Annotated in this window: 23 protein-coding genes; 2 read left to right on the top strand and 21 right to left on the bottom strand. The window is 46.3% G+C overall.

Annotated features, from left to right (window positions below):
• Positions 1 to 36 precede the first annotated feature (36 nt).
• The 8 genes from NCY57_RS11115 to NCY57_RS11080 form a co-directional block, all read right to left on the bottom strand.
• Complete coding sequence (locus NCY57_RS11115; protein WP_250789676.1) at positions 37 to 906, bottom strand: hypothetical protein; 870 nt, start codon at positions 904 to 906, stop codon at positions 37 to 39.
• A 173-nt stretch (positions 907 to 1,079) separates the two neighbouring features.
• The gene (hpf, locus tag NCY57_RS11110; RefSeq protein ID WP_015526242.1) at positions 1,080 to 1,607 is read right to left on the bottom strand and encodes a ribosome hibernation-promoting factor, HPF/YfiA family; all 528 of its coding nucleotides are present in this window, start codon (positions 1,605 to 1,607) and stop codon (positions 1,080 to 1,082) included.
• A 247-nt stretch (positions 1,608 to 1,854) separates the two neighbouring features.
• A complete protein-coding gene (hisA, locus tag NCY57_RS11105; protein ID WP_250789675.1) occupies positions 1,855 to 2,625 on the bottom strand; it encodes a phosphoribosylformimino-5-aminoimidazole carboxamide ribotide isomerase in 771 nt (256 codons plus the stop codon).
• Positions 2,626 to 2,705: 80 nt separating this feature from the next.
• Entirely contained in the window at positions 2,706 to 3,164 is a 459-nt protein-coding gene (locus NCY57_RS11100; RefSeq protein WP_250789674.1) for a hypothetical protein, read from the bottom strand.
• 179 nt (positions 3,165 to 3,343) lie between these two features.
• A complete protein-coding gene (gene dapB / locus NCY57_RS11095) occupies positions 3,344 to 4,099 on the bottom strand; it encodes a 4-hydroxy-tetrahydrodipicolinate reductase (RefSeq protein WP_021652686.1) in 756 nt (251 codons plus the stop codon).
• A 35-nt stretch (positions 4,100 to 4,134) separates the two neighbouring features.
• A complete protein-coding gene (gene dapA / locus NCY57_RS11090) occupies positions 4,135 to 5,031 on the bottom strand; it encodes a 4-hydroxy-tetrahydrodipicolinate synthase (protein ID WP_015526246.1) in 897 nt (298 codons plus the stop codon).
• A 35-nt stretch (positions 5,032 to 5,066) separates the two neighbouring features.
• Positions 5,067 to 5,573: a cob(I)yrinic acid a,c-diamide adenosyltransferase gene (locus tag NCY57_RS11085; RefSeq protein ID WP_015526247.1), complete on the bottom strand. Its 507-nt coding sequence runs from the start codon at positions 5,571 to 5,573 to the stop codon at positions 5,067 to 5,069.
• 131 nt (positions 5,574 to 5,704) lie between these two features.
• Positions 5,705 to 6,331: a single-stranded DNA-binding protein gene (locus NCY57_RS11080; RefSeq protein WP_015526248.1), complete on the bottom strand. Its 627-nt coding sequence runs from the start codon at positions 6,329 to 6,331 to the stop codon at positions 5,705 to 5,707.
• 201 nt (positions 6,332 to 6,532) lie between these two features.
• Here NCY57_RS11080 and typA point away from each other — a divergent pair, with 201 nt between their 5' ends.
• The gene (gene typA / locus NCY57_RS11075) at positions 6,533 to 8,365 is read left to right on the top strand and encodes a translational GTPase TypA (protein WP_195656613.1); all 1,833 of its coding nucleotides are present in this window, start codon (positions 6,533 to 6,535) and stop codon (positions 8,363 to 8,365) included.
• An 85-nt stretch (positions 8,366 to 8,450) separates the two neighbouring features.
• On the opposite strand, the gene NCY57_RS11070 is transcribed toward typA, so the two are convergent.
• Positions 8,451 to 8,588 (bottom strand): hypothetical protein, encoded by a 138-nt coding sequence (locus tag NCY57_RS11070; RefSeq protein ID WP_244832667.1) that lies wholly within the window; start codon positions 8,586 to 8,588, stop codon positions 8,451 to 8,453.
• Between the two features lie 716 nt (positions 8,589 to 9,304).
• On the opposite strand from NCY57_RS11070, the gene adhE reads away from it, so the two are divergent.
• Positions 9,305 to 11,941, top strand: coding sequence for a bifunctional acetaldehyde-CoA/alcohol dehydrogenase (adhE, locus tag NCY57_RS11065; protein ID WP_250789673.1), 2,637 nt, complete (start codon positions 9,305 to 9,307; stop codon positions 11,939 to 11,941).
• A 171-nt stretch (positions 11,942 to 12,112) separates the two neighbouring features.
• On the opposite strand, the gene NCY57_RS11060 is transcribed toward adhE, so the two are convergent.
• The 12 genes from NCY57_RS11060 to NCY57_RS11005 form a co-directional block, all read right to left on the bottom strand.
• The gene (locus tag NCY57_RS11060; RefSeq protein ID WP_118070896.1) at positions 12,113 to 13,303 is read right to left on the bottom strand and encodes a pyridoxal phosphate-dependent aminotransferase; all 1,191 of its coding nucleotides are present in this window, start codon (positions 13,301 to 13,303) and stop codon (positions 12,113 to 12,115) included.
• A 315-nt stretch (positions 13,304 to 13,618) separates the two neighbouring features.
• A complete protein-coding gene (locus NCY57_RS11055; protein WP_215707235.1) occupies positions 13,619 to 14,167 on the bottom strand; it encodes a phosphatase PAP2 family protein in 549 nt (182 codons plus the stop codon).
• A 260-nt stretch (positions 14,168 to 14,427) separates the two neighbouring features.
• Positions 14,428 to 15,102, bottom strand: coding sequence for a V-type ATP synthase subunit D (locus NCY57_RS11050; RefSeq protein ID WP_021975777.1), 675 nt, complete (start codon positions 15,100 to 15,102; stop codon positions 14,428 to 14,430).
• Positions 15,103 to 15,116: 14 nt separating this feature from the next.
• A complete protein-coding gene (locus NCY57_RS11045; protein WP_118061791.1) occupies positions 15,117 to 16,490 on the bottom strand; it encodes a V-type ATP synthase subunit B in 1,374 nt (457 codons plus the stop codon).
• A 1-nt stretch (position 16,491) separates the two neighbouring features.
• Positions 16,492 to 18,261, bottom strand: a complete 1,770-nt coding sequence (locus tag NCY57_RS11040) for a V-type ATP synthase subunit A (protein WP_215707236.1) — start codon at positions 18,259 to 18,261, stop codon at positions 16,492 to 16,494.
• Positions 18,262 to 18,376: 115 nt separating this feature from the next.
• A complete protein-coding gene (locus NCY57_RS11035; RefSeq protein WP_250789672.1) occupies positions 18,377 to 18,697 on the bottom strand; it encodes a V-type ATP synthase subunit F in 321 nt (106 codons plus the stop codon).
• Positions 18,690 to 19,661, bottom strand: a complete 972-nt coding sequence (locus NCY57_RS11030; protein ID WP_250789677.1) for a V0D/AC39 family V-type ATPase subunit — start codon at positions 19,659 to 19,661, stop codon at positions 18,690 to 18,692. Before NCY57_RS11030 ends, NCY57_RS11035 begins: the two co-directional genes overlap by 8 nt.
• A 30-nt stretch (positions 19,662 to 19,691) precedes the next feature.
• Positions 19,692 to 20,285, bottom strand: a complete 594-nt coding sequence (locus NCY57_RS11025) for a V-type ATP synthase subunit E (protein ID WP_161209358.1) — start codon at positions 20,283 to 20,285, stop codon at positions 19,692 to 19,694.
• A 20-nt stretch (positions 20,286 to 20,305) separates the two neighbouring features.
• A complete protein-coding gene (locus NCY57_RS11020) occupies positions 20,306 to 20,776 on the bottom strand; it encodes a V-type ATP synthase subunit K (RefSeq protein ID WP_015526259.1) in 471 nt (156 codons plus the stop codon).
• A gap of 4 nt (positions 20,777 to 20,780) precedes the next feature.
• On the bottom strand, positions 20,781 to 22,787 hold the full coding sequence (locus tag NCY57_RS11015; protein WP_161209356.1) for a V-type ATP synthase subunit I: 2,007 nt from the start codon (positions 22,785 to 22,787) through the stop codon (positions 20,781 to 20,783).
• A gap of 16 nt (positions 22,788 to 22,803) precedes the next feature.
• Positions 22,804 to 23,112: a V-type ATPase subunit subunit G family protein gene (locus NCY57_RS11010; protein WP_022427344.1), complete on the bottom strand. Its 309-nt coding sequence runs from the start codon at positions 23,110 to 23,112 to the stop codon at positions 22,804 to 22,806.
• 314 nt (positions 23,113 to 23,426) lie between these two features.
• On the bottom strand, positions 23,427 to 24,524 hold the full coding sequence (locus NCY57_RS11005; protein WP_250789671.1) for a substrate-binding domain-containing protein: 1,098 nt from the start codon (positions 24,522 to 24,524) through the stop codon (positions 23,427 to 23,429).
• Positions 24,525 to 24,648: the final 124 nt, after the last annotated feature.

Here is a 24,648-nt window from a genome sequence, read left to right as displayed (position 1 = left end):
TGTTATGTCAAGGAGATATTCGCACTCCACACAGTATTATTTTTCAGAAAGTGGGGCTGACTGAAACTTGTACTGTACAGACTGTATCTTATCCGTAGACTGCCATTTGGAATCCTTGCAGGTATATTTGCGGAAGAAAACATACAGATTAAAAGTTCCCTCCTGGTCGATTCCTTCCTTGGAACCGATCTTCCAGGTGCTTCGGATCCGGTTGGAATTCGGATTCGCAGATGTGCTCCAGTAAACAGGCACCCACTTAATGTCTCCGTTTTCCGGATCCTCATTATCGGTACCGGCACCGATAACCTTAAAATCATAAAATGTATCCGGGTAGAATTCCAGAGGAGAATCCAGCCCCTCTACCGTACTGTCCTCTGCCTTTGGTTTGGATGCTTTATGTTTTTTTGCAGAATCTGTTTTTTTCGCCGGGCGGCTGTCCTGATCCAGCTCCATCCGCTTCAGATCACTTAATTTCCCATTCTCATCCTCAATCTGGATATACAGATCAACTGCCTGGTCTGTATCCAGGTCTGCAAGTGTGATCCCGAACTCTTCATCCTCACTGATCAAAACCTCATCATTCACGGTATTTCCGGTCTCGATCTGAGGCACCTGGGGATTTCCGTCTTCCCCCCGCTCTGCCCATTTATAATAGCAAACGCCGTTAACGGCTGACGTAAGCGTTATCTCTGCCTGGGAATAGCTGTCCCATTTAAATCCTGTCCATTGTATTTCTGACTTTTGGGAATCCTTTGTATTGTTTTCTCCGGAACTCAGTTCCAGGTCCTCCACAGTCTGTTCTTTTATGGTGTCACCACTGTTAAATTCCGCTGCCATACAGGTAGCCGGTATCATGGTCATACCAAGAGCTACACTTAAGATCACCACAGGAAGCTTCTTTTTCATTTTTCCTTTCTCCTTTCGCATATGTCTTCATTATATAATTCTCCCCTATTGCTTGCAACAGAAAAGAAGCCTGATTTTGCTGTGACATAAAAGGCTCCGGAAACCTGCCGATTTCTCACACAGATTCCCGGAGCCTTCCATTCAATATTCAGTTGTGATAATAAAATCCCCTATCAGAACTCTGGTTCGATCAGTCCGTAAGTATTTCCTTTACGTTTATAAACTACGTTAACCTGCTCTGTCTCAGCATTAAAGAATACAAAGAAATTATGTCCGAGAAGCTCCATCTGTACGCATGCATCTTCCGGATACATTGGTTTGATCCCGAATTTCTTGGTACGGATGATCTTAACTTCCTCATCTTCTTCATAATCCTTATCAAGGTATGCCTTCTGGAAGTTTGTGGATTCCTGCTGCTTGTCAACGATCTTGTTCTTGTATTTACGAAGCTGACGCTCAATTACCTCTTCAACTAGATCGATGGATACATACATATCATTGCTTACCTGCTCGGAACGGATAATGTTACCTTTCACAGGGATCGTTACCTCGATCTTCTGGCGATCCTTCTCAACGCTTAAGGTTACTGAAATCTCAGTTTCAGGAGTGAAATACCTTTCAAGTTTACCAAGCTTGTCCTCAACAGCTGTTTTAAGTCCTTCGGTTACTGCTATATTCTTTCCACTAATAATAAATTTCATGACTTCCATCCCCTTTGCTGTTTTATGTTGCTATTATAACATATTAAATTGAATTTTAACATCACTTTTCAAAAATTTCATAAATTTTTTCCAAATTTATTCGATATATTCCTTCAAAATGTTTTTTTTGTCGTGAATGCGCAACTATTAGAGTATTTCATCTAATTAATTCATTACAAATGTATATCTGCACACCAGTGCCAGAAGATTGATGGGACAAAAGCATCTGCTTCACTATTTGTATATACTATTTCATTTTAGCCAGAGCTTCAAAGGGTATACTTCCGCCAAAAATATCCAAAGCACTGCCAACAGTCACATCCAATCTGCCCTGACCTGCTTTTCGAAGCTCTTCAATATCTGCCATAGAACCCACACCGCCTGCATAGGTCACTGGATGAGCTGTATACTGTCCCAGAAGCTTTGCAAGCTCTGTTTCCACACCTCGGGCCTTTCCTTCCACATCCACTGCATGGACCAGAAATTCGTCGCAGAAGCTTCCAAGCCTTTCCATCAGCTCCGGTGTCACGATCTCTTCTGTAAATTTCTGCCATCGGTCTGTGACAATATAATATTTGCCATCTTTTTTGCGGCAGCTCAGGTCAAGTACAAGATGTTCTTTCCCTGCAGCATCACGGATCTTCTCCAGATTTTCCCAGGAGATCACTCCGTTTTTAAACACATAGGAGGTTACGATCACGTGGCTGGCGCCAGCCTCCAGATATTCTGCCGCATTCTCCGGGCAGATGCCGCCTCCGATCTGAAGCCCTCCGGGATATTTTCCCAGAGCCTGAAGTGCCTGGGCTTTCGTTGCTCCATAGTTCGGGGAATCCTTTCCGTTCAGAAGGATCACATGACCGCCCTTTAATCCTGCCTTCTTATAAAGCTCTGCATAGAATGCCGCATCCTGCTCTGACACAAAATTTTCTGCCGCCTGATCCCCCTGATCCTTCAGGCTTCCTCCTACGATCTGTTTTACCTTTCCGTTATGTATATCAATGCATGGTCTGAATTTCATAATCCTGTCCTCCATTTTCTTTCCATGCACTGATAATAGCATCTGAAACAGTTTTATGCAATGCTGTGGTAAAATATCTGTTATCTTCCTTCTACCGCATTTCCCACTGCGTTTCCGATATCATCCACTGCATTACCTACGCCGTCGCCAAGGTCCTTTACACTGTCACCCAGCTCACCGGATACAGTTCCGTCATTTTCGTTTCTGTCAGCATCCGCAGCTCCGGGTGCTGCTGTCCCGTTATTTCCATTTCCTGCAGGCGTCACGGTAATATTTCCATCGGATATCTCATTGTTATCCGTGCCGGAATCCTTAATGCTCTCTCCATTGTCCTTCACACCGTCATTGTCTGCTTTTTCTTCCATAGTTTCATCTTCTGCGGCAGTATTTTCGTTTGTATCTTTTTCCTTATCCTTCGTGTTTTTATCTTTTTCATCCACTGTTTCATCCGCATTGTTTACCTCTGTGCCGCAGGCTGTAAATGTACACAGAGACAGGGTAAGCAAAGTACCAAAAAGAATCGCCTTCCATTTTTTCATATGATCTTCTCCTTTTTCTAAAAAATTCTGTATTCCTAATATGGCACTTTTTCCGCTATCCTATTCTGGGAAAAATTTCAAAAACCGCAATTTCATCAAAAAAAGACGGGGTCCGATCTTACACGAACCCCGTCTGTATTACCTGTAATTTTATTCTGTTGCGGCTCAATCTGTCAGGATCAGCCGATCACGTCACTCATATCATAACGTCCTGCCGGTTTGCCTGCAAGGAATTTGGCTGCTTCTACAGCACCTTTTCCAAAAATAGCCTTGGAATATGCAGTATGCTTGAACTCGATCACTTCGTCCTGACCTGCAAAAATTATCTCATGCTCACCTACGATAGTTCCGCCGCGAACTGCGGAGATACCGATCTCCTTATCATCGCGTTTTTCACGTTTCTGGCTGCGGTCATATACATAATGATACTGATTATCCATAGCTTCATTAATGCTGTCTGCCAGCGCAAGTGCAGTACCACTTGGTGCGTCTAATTTCAGGCGGTGATGCTTCTCTACGATCTCCATATCAAAGCCTGCAGCCGCAAGAACCCTGGCTGCGTCCTGAACCAGCTTCAGAAGTGTGTTGATACCAAGAGACATGTTTGCGGATTTCAGCACTGCTACCTTTCGGGATGTTTCTTCCACTTTTGCAAGCTGCTCCTGGCTTAAACCGGTACTGCACAGAACAACCGGGATCTGGCGTGCCGCGCTGTACTCAAGAAGCTTGTCTGTTGCCTTTGCGGAAGAAAAATCAATGATCGCATCTGCCTCTACCTGACATGCGTCAATATCGGTAAATACCGGATAGCTGTTTTTTCCCTGATCTGCAATATCAATACCTGCTACGATCTCAGCATCCGGATCTTTCTCCACAATGCCGCTGATGACCTGGCCCATATGTCCGTTGCAGCCGTGCATGATGATTTTTACCATAGTATATTCTCCTTTACCTTTCGCTTACAGTCAGATCACTTAGCAAGCTTAAGGCCGAATTTCTCGATCTCTTTTGCAAGAGCTGCCTTTGTGTCCTCTTCCATCTCGCAGAGCGGCATACGAAGCGGCCCTACGTTCATTCCCATAAGATTCATAGCTGTCTTAACAGGAATCGGATTTACTTCGCTGAACAGCGCATTGATCAGCGGAAGAGCTTTCAGCTGATCCTCTGTTGCTCCCTTGGTGTCGCCGTCGAAATATTTCATGACCATGTCATGTGTAAACTTCGGTGCAACGTTGGAAAGTACGGAAATAACTCCAAGTCCGCCAAGAGAAAGAATCGGAAGTACCTGATCATCATTTCCGGAATAAAGCTCAAGCTGTCCGTCTGCCAGAGACATCATCTTGGCGATCTGGGAAAGATCTCCTGTTGCTTCCTTGATTCCGACAATGTTCTTTACATTCTTTGCAAGGTAAGCTGCTGTAGCCGGCTGGATGTTGCAGCCTGTACGGCTCGGTACGTTGTACATGATGAGCGGAGTTTCCGGAACTGCATTGGCAATTGCTGTGTAGTGAGCGATAAGACCCTTCTGTGTAGCCTTGTTATAGTAAGGTGTTACAATAAGAAGAGCGTCTGCGCCATAGGAAGCTGCTTCCTTGGACATCATGATCGCTGTCTCTGTACAATTGGAACCTGTTCCTGCGATAACAGGCACACGTTTGTTAACTTTATCAATTGTGAACTTAATTGTCTGAAGATGCTCTCCGTGTGTCAGAGTAGAAGATTCTCCTGTTGTTCCACAGATAACGATGGCGTCTGTGCTGTTCGCGATCTGATCCTCAAGGATTTCCTCAAGTTTCTCAAAATTCACCTTACCGTCTTCATGCATAGGTGTTACGATTGCAACGCCTGTTCCTTTAAAAATTGCCATTTGTCTTCCTCCTTCTTTCTTCTGTGAAATATTGCTTATTCCCGTTCCTGGTCAGTCAGCTCTGTTGTTATCGTGGTAATACTATCCACATAGGGCTTCAAAGCATCCGGAAGCCAACGTCCGGTCATAATTATATGCATACTTTCATCCTTCTGCTTAAGCATATCGATGATCGTCTCAACTGGAGCGATTCCTTTATCCATAAGCCCGAGGATCTCATCCAGTAGCAGAAAATCACACTCTCTGGTAGCAATTACCTTCCGTGCGAAATTAAGGCCATTGAGAATATTGGTTCTCTCTTCTGCCTTTTCCTGCTCACTTAGGTCATTATAGCAGGTGTCCATTTTTTCGAAACGGAAAATCTTGAAATCAAAATTATCCAGTTCCTCAAGGAAATCCAGTTCTCTGCGTTCCCTGCCCTTGAGGAACTGTATGATGATCACACTTTTTCCCTGTGTAGCAAAGCGCAGCCCCCGGCCTACAGCCAGAGTTGTCTTTCCTTTCCCGTTCCCGCAATAAACCTCTGTTATTTCTCTTTCCATGATTTTTCCTCTTACTGTTAGTGAAACCGGTAATTCCCCATTTTTCTGATTTTTTTAATATTACCGCAGATTGGCTGGAAATGCAAGTGTTACCTTAATGTTCTCACCACTATTCCAAAATATATCCAATGTTACTCAACATATTCCAATTTACTCACCGAAACTTCATAGGCAATCCTTTTTTCTGTTTCGTTTTCACTAATCCGTTTCATGTACTCCCTGCTCTGGATCCTGCCCCAGATCAGTACATGCCCGCCTACTTCAAAAGCAGAAGCATATCTGGCATTTCTTCCCCAGCATATACATGGTATGTAATCGGATTTTCCGTAAGGTCGATTGACTGCCATCAGAAGATCTGCGATCTCTCTTCCCAACGGTGTTTTTCTGTATACAGGCGGTTTACAGATATATCCGTCCAGAAAGATCTGATTGACCGGCACAGTTTCTTCTTCCTCCCCCACAAACTTCACTTCCCGGGCAAAGACTGAAAGCACAAGCCGGTTTCTCTTTTCTTCATGACGGTTATAGGATCGGAACTGTCCGTGGATCTCGATATATTCTCCCACATAATCCTGTGTGATATCGATCAGCCGCTCAGACACCATCACCGGGATCCTGTCCTCCGAATCGCTGAGACGTTTTACCAGGATATCCATCATGTAAAATCCTTCTCCAAAGACCTGATGGCTGAAAGTAAACCCCGTAGCGATCCGTCCCATAACGGATACCTGATTGTTTTCAATAATTTTATCTGCCATAATAAGTAGCTCTCCTTCCTCTTCGTGTATTTCGTCTATATCAATCTATGTGTATTTACGGTATAATATGCCTGAAAAATGAAAAACCAAAAATATTTTTTTATGTCTTGTAATCTCACAAAAATGTGATAGACTATAAATTTGGACATCATTTTTAACAAAAAAGATTACTTATATATGGAAAGAAAGGATTTGGATTATATGAAGACCAAGCGTGAAGATGTTCGTAACGTGGCCATTATCGCCCATGTCGATCACGGTAAAACAACACTTGTTGACGAGCTTTTGAAACAGAGCGGTGTTTTCCGTGAGAACCAGGAAGTCCAGGAACGTGTCATGGACTCCAACGATATTGAGCGTGAGCGTGGCATTACGATTCTCTCCAAAAACACCGCAGTTCATTATAAGGATGTAAAAATCAATATCATCGATACTCCAGGTCATGCGGACTTCGGCGGCGAGGTAGAGCGTGTGCTGAAGATGGTAGACGGCGTTATTCTTCTTGTGGACGCCTTCGAGGGTGCCATGCCTCAGACTAAATTTGTACTTCGTAAAGCTCTCGAACTGAACCTGCATGTTATTGTCTGCATCAATAAGATCGACCGTCCGGAAGCACGTCCGGAGGAGGTTGTCGACGAGGTTCTGGAGCTTCTCATGGATCTGGACGCATCTGACGAACAGCTGGACTGCCCGTTCCTGTATGCCTCCGCAAAAGCCGGCTATGCAGTTCGTAACCTTGAGGACAAGCCTGAGAATATGGCTCCGCTTTTTGAGACCATCCTTGATGCAATTCCTGCTCCGGAGGGAGATCCGGACGGAGATACACAGGTTCTTATCAGCACCATCGACTACAATGAATATGTAGGCCGTATCGGTGTCGGTAAAGTTGAGCGCGGAACCATTTCCGTGAACCAGGAGCTGATGCTTCTGAACCATCATGACCCGGACAAACACGAGCGCGTAAAGATCAGCAAGCTCTACGAATTTGACGGCCTGAACAAGGTTGAAGTCAAGAGTGCTACCATCGGAGCCATCGTTGCGATCTCCGGTATTGCAGATATCCACATTGGAGATACACTCTGTGCAGGAGATAACCCGGAGTCCATTCCGTTCCAGAAGATTTCCGAGCCTACCATCTCCATGAACTTCCTTGTAAACGACAGCCCGCTTGCAGGACAGGAAGGTAAATTTATCACTTCCCGTCACCTTCGTGACCGCCTCTACCGTGAGCTGAATACAGACGTCAGCCTTCGTGTGGAAGACACAGATACAACTGAGTGCTTCAAGGTTTCCGGCCGTGGTGAGCTTCACCTTTCCGTTCTTATTGAGAACATGCGCCGTGAAGGATATGAATTTGCAGTCAGCAAACCGGAGGTTCTCTATCATACAGACGAGCGCGGACGCAAACTGGAGCCGATCGAGATCGCATATGTTGATGTTCCGGAGGAATTTTCCGGTACCATCATCCAGAAACTCAGCGAGCGTAAAGGTGAACTTCAGGGTATGAGCACAGCAAGCGACGGAACTGTACGTCTTGAGTTCTCCATCCCTTCCCGTGGACTGATCGGATTCCGTAACGAATTCCTTACCTCCACCAAGGGTACCGGTATCCTGAACACCATGTTTGACGGATATGCACCATACAAGGGAGACTTCCCGTATCGTAAACAGGGTTCCCTCATCGCTTTCGAGGCAGGCGAGACTGTAACTTACGGTCTTTTCTCCGCTCAGGAGCGTGGTACTCTCTTCGTCGGACCTGGCGAGAAGGTTTACAGCGGTATGGTTATCGGACAGAATGGTAAGGCTGAGGATATCGAGCTGAATGTCTGCAAGACCAAGCACCTCACCAACACCCGTTCTTCTTCGGCAGACGATGCGCTGAAGCTTGTTCCGCCTAAGGTATTAAGCCTTGAGCAGGCAATCGAGTTCATCGACCAGGATGAGCTTCTTGAGGTAACTCCTAAGAGCCTTCGTATCCGTAAACGTATCCTGGATTCCAGAGATCGAAAACGTGCTGCATTCCGCAAGAGCTGATAGAATTTTGACGATTATTTATTGTTTACTGGATTCTGGCAGTGTTTTGCAGTTATAAAGGATTCGGATATATCTTTAACACGATTTACACAACTGTCATACGGGAATCATTTCCTGTATGGCAGTTTTTTTCTGGAATCATTTCCTGCATGACCGTTTCTTTCTGCAGGAAGAATCCAGGCTGCAGGATTCTCTGCCTGTGGCGAATTTCCCTGAACAACATCGGGCTTTCCTGCTCGCAGGATTCTGGCAGTTATCTCCTGCCCTGTTTTTCATTTTCAGACAAATCTATCCATTTCTTTCTGCATTCCTGAAAAAATTCTCCATATATTTTGCTTAATTGTTCTGAAAACTCAAATAATTTCAAGTTTTTTTGTCAATTATGGTTTGACGCTTTACCGTGACATGATATTTTTGTGAATTATTTATCAAAATTCTTCGTTATTTTCGTTAATTATTTATCACATTCGCTATTGACGTCTGGAATCTGTTAAATTATAATGTGTTCATGATTGATTGACAAAAGTTTAACGTTAATGTTTTAACTGCATGATACGTTTTGTCTTTTGCCAGCCCCTCATATGTGTGCATGTTTTTTGTCAGTGCTGACAAATATTTAACATGTTTTTTGTGCACAGTGCTGAATTTAAAGATTTTTTTTAAAGGATTTTTCAATAATTCAGCGTTCTGCGGAGTGAAATTTACAGTATTTTCCCCTGATTTTCTGTTCGTCATTTTGCACATAGCTGCAAAATTCAGAATTTGCGTTTTTTTCTGAATTTTGATACTATATAATCATCGAAACAGAAAATTCAATCAGATTGAATCAACCAAGCAACGCAGCGCGGGGACTTACAAAAACTCTGCAGCATCTGCCGGCATAAAAAACAGGCCCGCAGAACCACAGATCATTATCATATGAAAACAGGAGGATTCCACATGGCAAAGAAAGAAACTATCCCTACCATCATCGACACTCCAGAAGCCCTGACCGCGAAAATGGCTGCAATGAAAGAAGCACAGAAGATCTTCGCTACCTACACACAGGAGCAGGTTGACAAGATCTTTAAGGCAGCTGCTACTGCCGCCGACAAAATGCGTATCCCACTTGCCAAAATGACCGTTGAAGAAACAGGCATGGGTATCATGGAAGATAAGGTTATCAAGAACCATTACGCAGCAGAGTATGTTTATAATGCATACAAGAACACACAGACATGTGGTGTTGTAGAAGAAGACAAGGCATACGGAATCAAGAAGATCCTGGAGCCTGTAGGACTGGTTGCCGCAGTTATCCCGACTACCAACCCGACTTCCACAGCAATCTTTAAATCTCTTATTTCTCTGAAAACACGTAACGCAATCATCATCAGCCCGCATCCGCGTGCCAAGAAGTCTACCATTGAAGCAGCGAAAGTTGTTCTGGATGCAGCTGTTGCCGCTGGTGCACCGGAAGGAATCATCGGATGGATCGATATCCCGAGCCTTGAGCTGACCAACATGGTTATGCAGAACGCCGATATCATCCTTGCAACCGGTGGTCCTGGAATGGTTAAGGCAGCTTACTCCTCCGGTAAACCTGCTGTTGGTGTTGGACCTGGAAATACACCTGCCATCATTGATGACAGTGCAGATATCCGTCTTGCAGTTAACTCCATTATCCACTCCAAGACATTTGACAATGGTATGATCTGTGCTTCCGAACAGTCCGTAACTGTTCTGGAGAGCATTTATAAAGAAGTAAAAGAAGAGTTCCTTTACAGAGGATGCTACTTCCTTAAAAAAGACGAGATCGAGAAAGTCAGAAAGACAATCCTCATCAACGGCGCTCTGAATGCCAAGATCGTAGGCCAGAAGGCAGCTACCATCGCCGAGATGGCAGGCGTTACCGTACCGGCTGAGACCAAGATCCTTATCGGTGAGGTTGAGTCCGTTGATATCAGCGAGGAATTCGCACACGAGAAACTTTCCCCTGTACTTGCCATGTACAAGGCTAAGAATTTTGACGATGCTATCGCAAAAGCTGAGCGTCTTGTTGCTGACGGCGGCTACGGCCATACATCTTCCCTCTACATCAACGTGAATGAGACAGAGAAGATGGATAAATTCGAGGCAGCTATGAAGACCTGCCGTATCCTTATCAATACGCCTTCTTCTCAGGGTGGTATCGGTGACCTTTACAACTTCAAACTTGCTCCATCCCTCACTCTTGGCTGCGGTTCCTGGGGCGGTAACTCCGTATCCGAGAACGTTGGTGTCAAGCACCTTCTGAATATCAAGACCGTTGCTGAAAGGAGAGAGAATATGCTCTGGATGAGAACACCGGAAAAGGTTTACTTTAAGAAAGGCTGTATGCCGGTTGCTCTTGACGAGCTCGGTACTGTTATGGGCAAGAAACGCTGCTTCATCGTAACAGACTCCTTCCTCTACAAGAACGGTTACACCAAACCGATCGAAGATAAACTGGATCAGATGGGCATCGTTCATACATGCTTCTCTGATGTAGCACCAGATCCATCTCTCGCTTCCGCAAAAGCCGGAGCCAAGGCTATGACAGCATTTGAGCCTGACTGCATCATCGCTCTTGGTGGTGGTTCCGCAATGGATGCCGGCAAGGTTATGTGGATGCTTTATGAGAATCCGGACGCTGACTTCTCCGATATGTCCATGGACTTCCTGGATATCCGTAAGAGAGTTTACACCTTCCCGAAGATGGGTAAAAAAGCTTACTTCGTAGCAATCCCGACATCTTCCGGTACAGGTTCCGAGGTTACACCTTTCGCCATCATCACAGATCAGGATACCGGCGTTAAATGGCCGCTGGCTGACTATGAGCTTCTTCCGGATATGGCGATCGTAGATACCAACAACATGATGAGCGCACCGAAGGGACTGACCCGTGCTTCCGGTATCGACGTTATGACACATGCAATCGAGGCTTATGTTTCCATGATGGCTTCCGATTACACAGACGGTCTTGCACTGAAAGCGATCAAACTGGTATTTGAGTATCTGCCACGTGCATATAAAGACGGCAACGATGTAGAGGCAAGAGACCATATGGCTAACGCTTCCTGCATGGCAGGTCTTGCATTCGCCAATGCATTCCTCGGTGTTAACCACTCTCTCGCTCACAAACTTGGTGCTTTCCATCACCTGCCACACGGTATCGCAAACGCAGTTGTTCTTCTGGATGTTATGCGTTACAACAGTGCTGAGGTTCCGACCAAGATGGGTACCTTCCCACAGTACCAGTATCCAAAGACACTTGCCCGCTATGCTGAGATCGGCCGTTCTGTAGGTCTTACAGGCAAGAACGATGCAGAAGTATTCGAAAAACTTCTCGCCAAACTGGATGACCTGATGAGAACAATCGAGATCATGCCTACAATCCGTGACTACGGCGTAGATGAGAAATACTTCCTGGAGACTCTGGATGAGATGTCCGAGCAGGCCTTCAATGACCAGTGCACCGGCGCTAACCCGAGATATCCACTTGTATCCGAGCTGAAAGATATCTATCTGAAGGCATACTACGGAGAAATGCCAAAGAAAGAAGAGAAAAAAGCCAAATAAATGTGGAACACCCTTCTAAGGGAAACACGGCCGGGAGTTTATTCGCTCCCGGCTGCGTTTCCTTTGCTTATTTCCCTCTTGCAAAAGATCCCCGATACAGTTCTGTATGAACAGGCTGTACCGGGGATCTCTTATATAATCGCTTTATAATTATCGTTTATTCTCGTTAATTTATTTCAAGCCATACTCTGCTGCAAGTTTCTTAAACTCCGGAAGAGAATTTACAATGGTATCATAAGATACACAGTATGCCAGTCTCACATAACCAGGGCATGCGAAGGAGCTTCCCGGTACCATGAGGATGTTATATTTCTTGCCGGCCTCGCAGAAGGCTTTTTCATCAGCTACCGGAGATTTTACGAAGAGATAGAACGCACCCTGTGGTTTGATGCACTCAAAGCCGCATTCTTTCAGGCCATTGTAAAGTGCCTGACGGTTTTTATCGTAAGCTGCAAGATCTGTCTTTGCATCTACACATTTCGCAACTACTTTCTGGATCAGGGATGGTGCATTTACGCAGCCAAGTGTACGGTTTGCGATGGTTGCAGCTGAGATCAGTTCTTCACTTCCGTCCGCCTCATCCGGGATCACCAGATATCCGATACGCTCTCCCGGAAGGGAAAGAGATTTGCTGTAAGAATATCCCACAACTGTATTGTCATAATATTTCGTCAGGTACGGAACTTCCACGCCATCGTAAGCCAGTTCACGGTATGGCTCATCGGAGATCAGGTAGATCACGGTTCCGAACTCTTTTTGTTTTGCTTCCAAAATTGCGGAAAGTTTCCTGATTGTTTCTTCTGAATATACAACTCCGGTCGGATTGTGCGGAGTATTTACGATAACTGCTTTTGTCTTCGGTGTGATCTTCTGCTCAAATTCAGCGAGATTTGGCTGGAAGGTTGTGGTATCCGGAGAGATTTCCACAAGGACACCGTCATAATTGCGGACATATGCACCGTATTCCAGAAAATATGGTGCAAAAACGATCACCTCTTCTCCCGGGTTCAGGATCGTCTTCAGAATTACGTTCAGGCCGCTTGCAGCGCCTACTGTCATGATCAGGTTCTTTGCAGAAAATTTTGTATCAAAACGTCTGTTTAAAGATTCTGCGATAGTCTGGCGTACATCTTCAAAACCTGCGTTGCTCATATATCCGTGAAGGACGGTCGGGTCCGTATTATTTACAAGATCGATAATGGCTTCACGAACACTGTCCGGCGCCGGTACACTTGGATTTCCAAGGCTGAAATCAAAAACCTTATCTGCGCCGTATTTTGCACGGAGGCGGTTTCCTTCCTCAAACATCATACGGATGGCAGAATTGTTTTTTACGTAGGGTTTCATTTTTTCTGATATCATTTCGTGTTCTCTCCTTTTATTCTGAGCAGGCTTGCTCCTCCTGATACAAGCAAGTCCCCACCCATTGCTTATTGCTTTTCACAACCCCACAGGGCTCTTCCCTGATCTGGTTTAATTTCTACATCATCATTTTCACCGTTTCCTGACAATCTTGTTTATAATTGTACCCCGTTTCCGTCTGGCGTGTCAATACTTTATCAAATTAAAGTGTATATAAAAAAATCCCTGGGAAAGTGACACACATTCCCAGGGAACTTCCTTTATTTGGTTAAACCCACATTATATACTTCTATTTCTCAACATCTGTTATCAAACTTATTGATTTCCCAGCTTCGTCCTCACACCCCACACAGCCAGCGAGCTTCCCACCAGCGCAACAACGAACCCGGTCAGGACATCTGTTGGATAATGGACACCAAGATACAATCTGGAAAATGCCACCAGCGCTGCCAGGACTACTGCCGGGATTCCAATTTTCTTCGGGAGCATCCGAAGCATTACCAGGGCAACGGCAAAGGATGCTGTTGTGTGGCCTGACGGAAAGGAGAAATCCGTTGGTTTGGCGATCAGCGGGATCAGAGCTTCGATTTCCGCAAAAGGCCTTGGCCTTGCTACTATGTTTTTGAGAAGCAGATTCGTAACGATCACTCCGAAAATCAGGGACAAAACTGCCGCATAGCCTGTTTTTCTTGTCTTTGGAACAGCAAGAAGAACAACTGCACAGAGGATCCAGAACCATCCTCCGTTTCCCAGAAATGTAACGATTTTCATAAATGGTGTCAGCATATCCGTTCTTAAATGCTGCTGGATCTGGAGAAGGATTTCTCCGTCCAGATTCTGTACTGACTGTAAAAAAGTATTCATATGTATTCCCTTCTCTTTCTGCTGCGACAGGTAGATAAAATACCCGGGCTTGTCTTCCGCCGCACATTCTTTACTGTTGATCATTATACCGTACATCTCTTGATTTTCTGAAAACGAAAACTAAATATTTTATAAACAAAACGCCCCTGCACTGTTCAAACCATCGCACAGCACAGAGGCGTCTCCTTCCCGTTACTCAAAACTTTCTATATCAACTTTTCTTTTTCTTTGCAGGATGCCTGCGCTTTGTATTTTATGCTTTACGCTCCGCGCTCTGCCTCCCGCTCCTTGTAATGATGTGCCTCCTCCAGCATCATATCTTTCACCTTCATCAGCCGGATCTGGGTACTTCTCTCGTTCTCGTCCAGCTTCATGGTGATGTATTTGATGTTTGCCTGTGCTTCCGGTATGATGACATGCTCCAGGGCGTTTACACGACGCCTTGTTTTTTCGATCTCAGAAGCCATCAGCTGACAGGCTTTTTCCACTTCTGCCAGTCGGAGCATATCCGGCAGGATATCTGCCAGAGATTTTACCGCTCCGTCCAGATCACTGGAGGTAAAAGCAAAACCATAGGAATAGATATCGTTGGCATCCGGGGTTCTTGTTTTGTATTCAAAAACAGGAATATCCACACTCATGACATTCTTTTTGCCGGTTTCCAGATAGACTTCCTGCTTGGGAGCCATCAGGGCAGTGTTCAGAGTCTCCTCCGACATTCCGGCTTTTGCAATGACAAAATTGGTGTTGGCACTTCGGATACCAGCCTCTACTTTTTTACGCAGCTCCATGTTCTCGCGCACCAGATCCAGGAACTGTCGCATCAGCTCGTCCCGCTTATCCTTCAGAAGCTTATGGCCACGGACTGCAGTCACCAGCTTCTTTTTCTGCTTCGTAAGCTCCATACGGGTAGGATTCACCTGTGTTGATGCCACAAATCATCCCCCCTTTATACTTTTCCGTAATACTGGTCAAGGAATTTGTCATCGATACGTTTCAGCTCGCTTCTCGGAAGAATGGAAAGCAGCTTCCAGCCGATGGCCAGGGTTTCCTCGATATCACGGTTTGCCTGATAGCCCTGGGAAACATATTCCTTCTCAAAAGCATCCGCAAATTTCGCATAGATCAGGTCAATGTCAGAGAGGGCAGCCTCACCAAGAATGGTCATCAGCTCTTTGGCCTCTTTACCACGGGCATATGCGGCAAACAGCTGGTTCATGGTGTTGGCATGGTCTGCTCTTGTCTTACCCTCACCGATACCTTTATCTTTCAGTCGTGACAGAGACGGAAGAACATCAATGGGCGGTGTGATTCCTTTACGGTAAAGCTCACGGCTCAGAATGATCTGTCCCTCTGTGATGTAACCGGTAAGGTCAGGGATCGGATGGGTCTTGTCATCCTCAGGCATGGTCAGGATCGGAACCATGGTGATACTTCCTGCTTTTCCTTTCTGACGGCCTGCACGCTCGTAGAGAGAAGCAAGGTCTGTATACATGTATCCGGGATATCCACGACGGCCCGGAACCTCTTTACGTGCTGCAGAAACCTCACGGAGAGCATCCGCATAGTTTGTGATATCTGTAAGGATTACAAGAACGTGCATGTCTTTTTCGAAGGCAAGATACTCTGCTGCTGTCAGTGCCATTCGCGGAGTAGCGATACGCTCAACAGCCGGGTCATTTGCCAGGTTTACAAAAAGAACAGTACGGTCTATAGCCCCAGTTTCCTTAAAGCTCTCTACGAAGAAGTTTGACTCCTCAAAAGTGATACCCATGGCAGCAAATACAACGGCGAACTGCTCGTCTTTTCCGCGAACCTTCGCCTGTCTCGCGATCTGTGCCGCAAGCTGTGCATGAGGAAGACCGGATGCGGAGAAGATCGGAAGTTTCTGCCCACGTACCAGGGTGTTCAGTCCGTCAATAGCGGATACACCGGTCTGGATAAACTCCTCCGGATAACTTCTGGCTGCCGGATTCATCGGCAGGCCATTGATATCTCTTCTCTCTTCCGGAAGGATCTCCGGACCGTCATCAATGGGACGGCCCAGTCCGTCAAAGACACGGCCCAGCATATCGCCGGATACACCAAGCTCCATGCTTCGTCCCAGAAAACGTACTTTACTGTTGGAAAGGTTGATACCTGTGGAACTCTCAAACAACTGTACCAGCGCATTGCTTCCGTCAATCTCCAGAACACGGCATCTTCTTGTTTCGCCATCGGCAAGCTCAATCTCACCCAGCTCGTCAAATGCCACATCTTCAACGCCTCGTACCAGCATCAAAGGGCCGGCAACTTCCTGTATGGTCCTATATTCTTTTGGCATTTTACAGGCCCTCCTTTCCCAGAAGTTCCGCAGTCTCTGCTGCAAGCTGGTGGGTTACCTTCTCATATTCCGCTGCCAGCTGATCTTCTTTTGTATATTTGTAACGGCCGATCTGCTCACGTACCGGCAGTTTTACGATATCATTGATATCTGCACCCTGTTTCAGCGCATCCAGGCCTGCATCATAGAATGCAAGTACCAGGCGCATCATGTTGTGCTGTTTTTCCAGAGATGTATAGGTATCGATCTCATGGAAAGAGTTCTGATGAAGGAAGTCCTCGCGGATGGAACGGGCTGCTTCCATTTTCAGGCGGTCGCCCGGAGAAAGTGCATCCATACCTACCATCTTTACGATCTCTTCCAACTCTGCCTCTTCCTGGAGAAGGGTCATCATTCTCTGACGGAGCTCCATCCAGTCCGGCGCCACATTTTCATCAAACCATCCACCTACACTGTCCAGATACAGGGAATAACTGGTCAGCCAGTTGATTGCCGGGAAGTGACGTTTGTATGCAAGGTTTGCATCCAGTCCCCAGAATACCTTCACGATTCGAAGTGTTGCCTGGGAAACAGGCTCGGAAATATCACCACCTGGAGGAGATACCGCACCGATAGCTGTCAGGGCACCTTCTCTTCCGTCTTTTCCATTACAGATCACGTGTCCGGCACGCTCGTAGAACTGTGCAAGACGGGAACCCAGATACGCCGGGTAACCTTCCTCACCTGGCATCTCCTCCAGTCGTCCGGACATCTCACGGAGAGCCTCGGCCCATCTGGAAGTGGAATCTGCCATCAGTGCTACAGAGTAACCCATATCACGGAAATACTCCGCAATGGTGATACCTGTGTAAATAGAAGCCTCACGTGCCGCAACCGGCATATCTGAGGTGTTTGCGATCAGAACAGTTCTCTCCATCAGAGACTGTCCGGTTTTCGGGTCTTTCAATTCCGGAAACTCGTTCAGAACGTCTGTCATCTCGTTTCCACGCTCACCGCAGCCGATATAAACTACGATATCTGCCTCTGCCCATTTTGCAAGCTGATGCTGGATAACGGTCTTGCCGCTTCCGAACGGGCCAGGAACTGCTGCCACACCACCCTTGGCGATTGGGAACATGGTATCAATAACACGCTGGCCTGTTACCAGAGGTTTTGCCGGCGGAAGTTTTTTCTTGTATGGACGGCCACGTCGTACCGGCCAGTGCTGCATCAGTGTCAGTTCTTTATCTCCGTCTGCCGTGGAAAGAACTGCAACGGTCTCATCTACGGTAAACTCACCGGATCTGATCTCTTTCAGAGTACCTTTCATATTGGGTGGTACCATGATCTTCTGTGTAACAACGATGGTCTCCTGAACAGTTCCGAGAACATCGCCGCCTTCCAGCTCATCTCCCACTTTCGCAACCGGGACGAAATTCCATTTTTTGTCCCGCTTCAGTGCAGGTACCTCAACACCTCGTTTCAGGTTGTTGCTGCCTGCTACTTTCATAATGTCATCCAGCGGACGCTGGATTCCATCGTAAATACTTGTGATAAGGCCAGGTCCCAGTTCCACGGAAAGGGGAACTTCCATAGACTCTACCGGTTCTCCCGGGCGAAGTCCTGAAGTCTCCTCATATACCTGTATGGAAGCCTCATCTTCATGCATCTCAATAATCTCACCGATCAGACGCTGGCTGCTTACACGAACCACGTCATACATATTCGCATCTCGCATACCTTTGGCAATTACCAGCGGTCCTGCTACCTTCTTAATGGTCCCTCTGCTCATCTGAACCAATCACCTGCTTTCTCAGGGGATCTGCTGAAACTTTTTCAAAAAAGTTTCCCCCTTCTTATTCATATAAAGCGTTCAACATGCATCACGGAATATTTCCTGATGAATATCATTCATTGCTGAAAAGAATATCGGAGCCAACTGCCGTCTCCACAGATTTCTTTACATTTTCAATTCCTGCGCCTGTATTTCCGGCAATTCCCGGTATCTGAATGATCGCCGGCATCAGCGTTTCACTGTATTTACTGATCTCAGCGGAAAGCTGGGCTGCCAGCTGTTCCGTAATATAAATAACCGCATATTCACCGGCTGCCAGACGGTTTAGCTTCTCTTTTCCCTCTGCGGGATCTTCCACCGGAAAGGTATCAAGGCCAAGCGCCGCAAACCCGTAAATGCTGTTATAATCACCCAAAACCGCGATCTTATACATACATTTCCCTTGCCCTTTCCCGGATAAACTCTTCCGGAAGGCCGCTGCGCTTTCCGGTGAGAATGATCCGCACCGTCTTGATCTCATTCTCACGGGCGAGCACATAGGCTACCAGCGGTCCCAGTGAAAATGAATTGTACAGCTGAGGTCGGATAGTCTCCATGATCTGGTTGTCACACCATCTCTCAAAAGCGGAAGCCGATTCCGCCAGTGCCAGAGCTCCGTCCCCGTATTTCGTTTCTGCCAGATAACTCATGATCTGATCCATTCCGCTGACTGCAGCGTGGATCAGTCTTTCCTTATCCAGTGTGTCACATTCTGCCATAGCTTTTTTCATGAAGTCCGAACTTTTTCCTGTTTTGCAGGCACGGACTGCGATCCGGATATCTGCTACCGCAACTGTAGATTCCGCATACTGCCGGACGATCTCTTCTTTCGATCTCTCCCCGGCCGCTCTTATGGCATCCAGTGCTGCCCTGTCTACGATAATATCCGCAAGCTGTCCGTCTCTTGTGTGCAAAAAGGTCTCATAGGCTTCTCTTGCCGCTTCCCGCATATCCTCAGGAAAACGATCATATTCCTTATCCTTCAGGAATTTCACCATATCCTCTCCGTCAATGGAACAGTCGCTGAAAAAAATATTCGGCGCTGCCCCTTGCAGGATGCTTGCCTTCACAGCCGCTTTCAGGTTATGGAAAAGATCCTGATAGGAAAGAACAGAAAACACAGATCGGTCCGCTACCAGCGAATCCATGATCTCCCAGATCTTTTCTCTCTCCCGAGAAAGAATGGCATCCGCACCGGCTGCAGGATCACCATTTCCCCAGCCCTTCTCTGTAAGGATCTGAAGGCACTGCTGCTCATCCTGACATGCCAGAAGCTGCTCGATCGCTGCCTGATTCAGAAGTCCGGTCTCCAGAACACGTATCCGCGCCACCGCATAGGCATAATCTTCACCAAACATCATTCACGCCCTCCTTTTTGCGATGGTGTTTTACGCAAACAAAATCTTTCTTACCTGATCCAGAAGCTCATCCCGCTTCTCTGCGAACATGGCATCAATGGAACAGTTTTCCTCAATGCCGCCGTATATCAGGATAAAACCTCCGTCTATGTTTCGGGTTTCACCGGAAATTTCCAGCACACCACCCTTTTTCTGTGCCAGGCTCTTTATTTCCTCACGGAAACCTGCCGGCATACGTTCCAGATCCTTTTTTGAAAAACAGATCTCTCCTTCTCTTGGAAGAAGATATTTCTCAGCCATATTCTTAAGGATCCCAAAATATTTTTCTTCATCCAGATTCTTCACACGGTCACAGGCATCTGCGATCACATTTCCGATCAGCTCCTGCTTGGCTGCAAGAACTGCGGTACGCTTCTTCATATCTGCAGCGGAAGCTGTCCGCTCTTCATAGCTTTTCACCTTTGCCCTGGACTGTTCTTCTCTCTGCTGCCGGATCTTATCTGCCTTTTCTCCAGCTTCCCTGAGGATCTCTGCGGCTTTTTTTTCCGCATCACTGATCGTAACGGCTACAGAAGCATCGGCCTCTTCAAGAATCTGGCTTACCATCTTCTCTAATCCTGTCATGCTCTGCCCCTCCTGATGAATCAAACCTGAATTCCGCTGACTGCAAGAATGGAAATCAGAAGAGCCAGAATCGCATATGTCTCAACCATTGCAGGGAAAAGCATGGCTTTACCAAACTGCTCCGGTTTCTTGGCTACGATACCGATGGAAGCTACGGAAGTTTTTCCCTGATGGATTGCGGAAAGAAGACCTGCGATAGCGATCGGAAGACAAGCCACAAAGATCATAAGACCGGTTTCCAGGGAAATATCAGCAACACCGCCGCCCAGGATACCAACCTTGGAAAGTGCAAGGAATGCTACCAGCAGTCCGTAAATACCCTGCGTACCGGGAAGAAGCTGAAGAAGCAGAACCTTAGCAAATTTGTCCGGGTCTTCTGTTACAACGCCTGCTGCTGCACGGCCGGCTGTACCAACACCGATGGCGGAACCTATACCTGCAAGAGCTACGGAAATTGCTGCTCCCAATAATGCCCAAACGATACCACTCATAATATTAATCCTCCTTAATATCTACATATTTTGTATTTTCGCGGAAGGGGTGGAACTCTTTTCCTCCGCCCTCAAAGAATTTGCCGAAAAACTCTACGTACTGTAATCGGCAGGTGTGCACGTATGCACCCAGAAGATTGATCAGAAGGTTAAAGATATGACCAATCACAAATACAAGAATAAATACGATCCATCCCAGAATACTGTCTCCCAGCATACTTCCCATCTGGTTCATAACCGATGCGATAACTCCGGTAGCAAGTCCCAGGGCCAGAAGTCTGGAATAGGAAAGGATATCACTGACCCATCCCGTGATATTGTAAAGATCGTAGGCTCCAAGCGCCAGCCTCAGGAACGGATTCTTCTTATCTCTTCCTGACATAAAGAGAATTCCCACAGCACCGATGATCGCCATCCATTTTCCGACCTGTATCACTGCCGGTGAAAGATTCAGATCCATCTGAGAAATAGAACGGAACATGCTGCTTGGGATAAAGATCAGGATCAGTCCCATAAGAAGCAGGAACCAGAGTACTACGTCACAGAAAAAGTCGAGATATTTTCTGTCACGTAACAGCATGTAGCCCTTAAGACCCATTCCCAGAAACATATGGATCAGACCAAACAGCATGGAGAACACCAGAAGTCTCATTGGCTCATTTAACGGTGCAAACCATACCGGCTTCACCGTGACCGGCCTGTGCAGATATACCTTCGAAAATACATCGATAAAATCTCCGAAATATCCGCCAAACATCACGCCCCAGAACAAAGTGGACAATCCACAGTACATAAAAAGCCGGATGGATTTCTGCATTCCGCTCTCCATCCTGGGGAACTTCAGAAGTACTCCCAGACAGACTGCAAAGACGATCAGTCCATATGCTGCGTCTGACAGCATCAGTCCGAAAAGAAATACATAGCAGGCTGTCATGATCATGGAAGGATCGATCTCTCCCTTTCCGGGAAGACCAAATGCTGCCAGAACTCCCTCTCCTGCTGCTCCGAATTTGCCGTTCTGAAGGGCAACCGGAACATTTTCTCCCTCAGCATCTTCTGCTTCAAAAACAATATCGTACTTCTCCGTAAGCCGTTTCTCCATTGCAGAAACCTGTTTCTTCGGAAGATATCCTGTCACAAAAAAAGTGCTCTCCGACTGGCGGAGCTGTCCTAATACCTCATATTTCTGTGCACGGATCCGGAAATAATCGGACAAAAGCTGAAGAGAGCTCTTCCTGTCGTGAAGAGCACGTATCTGTTCCCGGATCTGTTCGGACTCTTCCTGAATGCGTACCACTTCATTCTTAAGGTTCTCCAGCTCCTGTGCCGGAACCTCTGATACCAGCTGTGCCGGTCTTGCAAATCCCTGCATCCGAAGCGCTTCTTCCAGTTCCTGTGCCTGTGCTTTCAAGCAGACAACCACCAGGCTCAGCTTACCGGCGTCATTTGAGATTTCCCGAATGTCAAAGGCTTCAAGCTGTGGTGCATCCGCTGCCAGCTGACTGTATACCTGATCCAGAGTTATATTTCCATCAATACTTCCCACAAGTACCGCTGCTTTCGCTGTACCGCCGAAGTTCATCGGAATATCCAGCTTCAGCCATGGAGCAAGAGCTGCTTCCTGCTGCTCGAGCTTAACTGCCGCCGCACTGTTCTCTGTAAGCTTCTTCCGGTATCCCTGGATTTCTCTGGCTGTTCTCAGGATCTCTTCCTGATCCCGGATAGCTTCTTCCTCCTGCTTCCTTCCGATCAGCGGTTTCCCTGCCAGGGATGCCAGCATGGATTGCTTTTCCTTCGAAAATTCATCCAGTATTTCGATTGCCTGATCACAAAGGGATGCGTTCTTCTCAAAGATCAGCCGGGCATTCATAGTATCCATCGTCTTAAGCTCCGGATCCAATTCCGCTGCATCGATCTCCAATACTCCAAGTGACTGCAGTTCTTCCAATATGGCCTTACGGTTCTTTTTCATTGCGCAGATACTGATTCGCTGCATCTGCAATACTGCCATTTTCGCACTCCCCCTCTCAGAACAAACTGTCCATTACTGTCTGGATCGCCTGCTCGTGCTTCGACTCCGCTTTCTTTTTCAAAGCTGCAAGCTCTTCCTCCGCCTGTCCAACGACAGTGTTCTCTGTACTGTGTGCACGTTCTTCGGCTGCTTTCATATCAGATGCCGCCTGTTCGCCGGCGGCTGTTTCCGCCTTTCTGATAATATTCTCTGCCTCTTTCTCAGCTTCGCTGATGATACTCTGTGCACGGACGGATGCATCCTTTATCTTCTGCTGTGCTTTTGCCTCCGCCTCTTTCACTGCCTTGATCGTTTCCTGGATCATCTGATCACCGCCTCTCTGCATATCCAAATTGTATCACAATTGCTTTGCTAAAACAATGTTTATTATGCAATTTAACGAGAAATATATTTGTTTTGTGTCAAAAAATCGTCAAATTCGTTATATTTTTGCCATTTTTTCGCACACTTTTTATTTGTTTATTCTATTCATATTTTTTATTTTTATTCAAAAAAAGCCACCAGTCCGATGAAAATGTTTTTTACATCTTCATCGGACTGATGGCTTTCAATTATGAACAGACGGTGAATGCGGACTAACCTATTCACCCGACCTACAGTGGCTATCTGTTCTATTTGTTAATTGTACAGGTAATTTGCAATGTCTTCGCTTTTGATATTTTCAGCATCGATCCATATCGGATCAAGTAAAACCTTCTTATCAATCTTTGTTTCCTTCTTCGGTGCAGTAGACTGAATAGCCGCCCACATGGTCTGATATCCCATCGCATAAGGATTCTGTGAAAGCACTCCCAGTTCTTCCCCTTTCTGGATCGCTTCCTGCTGTTTGCTGGTTGCATCTACGCCTACCATAGCAACTTTATTTTCTCCAGTGTCCTTATTTACCTCCAGAAACATTTCAGAAACCTCGGCATTGGTGCAGAAAACGCCATCCAATGCCGGATATTTATCCAGAACTTCCTTCATGGCTTCCTTCATATCATCAACCTGGTCAGAATATACGGTTTCCACCACTTTAATATCCGTATAATTTGCAATATTATCCAGAAATCCCTTTACACGTTCCTGAGCGCTCTGTGTTTTCTCCTGTGCGGAAAAAACAGCCACATTTCCCATTTTTCCAATGGCGCTGCCAAGCTTATATGCTGCATATTTGCCGATCTGTGTATTGTCTGTTCCACGGAAAGCTCTGACCAGCTTTGTATCACTGACATTGGAATCAAATGCGACCACCGGAATTCCGTTCTCTTTCGCTGCTTCCAGCTGTGCCTGACAGGAATCCATATCTCCGGCAGAAAGACACACTACAGATGGATTCTCAGCAATCACTGCATCAAGAGTATTGATCTGACTTTCTACGTCCTCTTCATCATCCGGACCCTCAAAGGTCATCGTGATCTGCTTGTCTTTTTTGAAACCATACGCTTCATTTACGTCCTTGACAGTAGCTTCCATTCCTTCTTTTACTTTATTCCAGAACTCGCCTTTTTTGCTTTTGCTGACAACAGCTATTCTGGCACCTTCTTCAATAGAAAGAGTGTCATCGATCTCAGGGATCAGCGGGCTTTTTTCTTCTTCCACTTCGGTTGCTTCAGGGGTTTCCTGGACGTCTGCTACAATCGGTGCAACAAGCTTTTCTACTTCTTCTTTCTGACAGCCTGTCAGCAGGGTTGCCACAGCCAACAAGGCTGCTGACGCTACTGCAGCTCTTTTCATTGTAATCTCCTCTTCCTCGCTGGTTACTGTTCTTTATCGTCTGCCTTGTCCGTCCACAGTAACTTATACTTTACAAAAATCTTACATTTGGTTACTTGCTTTTTACATTATACACTTTTTCGTA

The organism is Blautia sp. MB18-30 (genome assembly GCF_023669475.1).
Lineage (GTDB): Bacteria > Bacillota > Clostridia > Lachnospirales > Lachnospiraceae > Blautia_A > Blautia_A fusiformis.
Note: the sequence above shows the minus strand (reverse complement) of the source record. Positions and strands in the feature narration are given on the sequence as shown.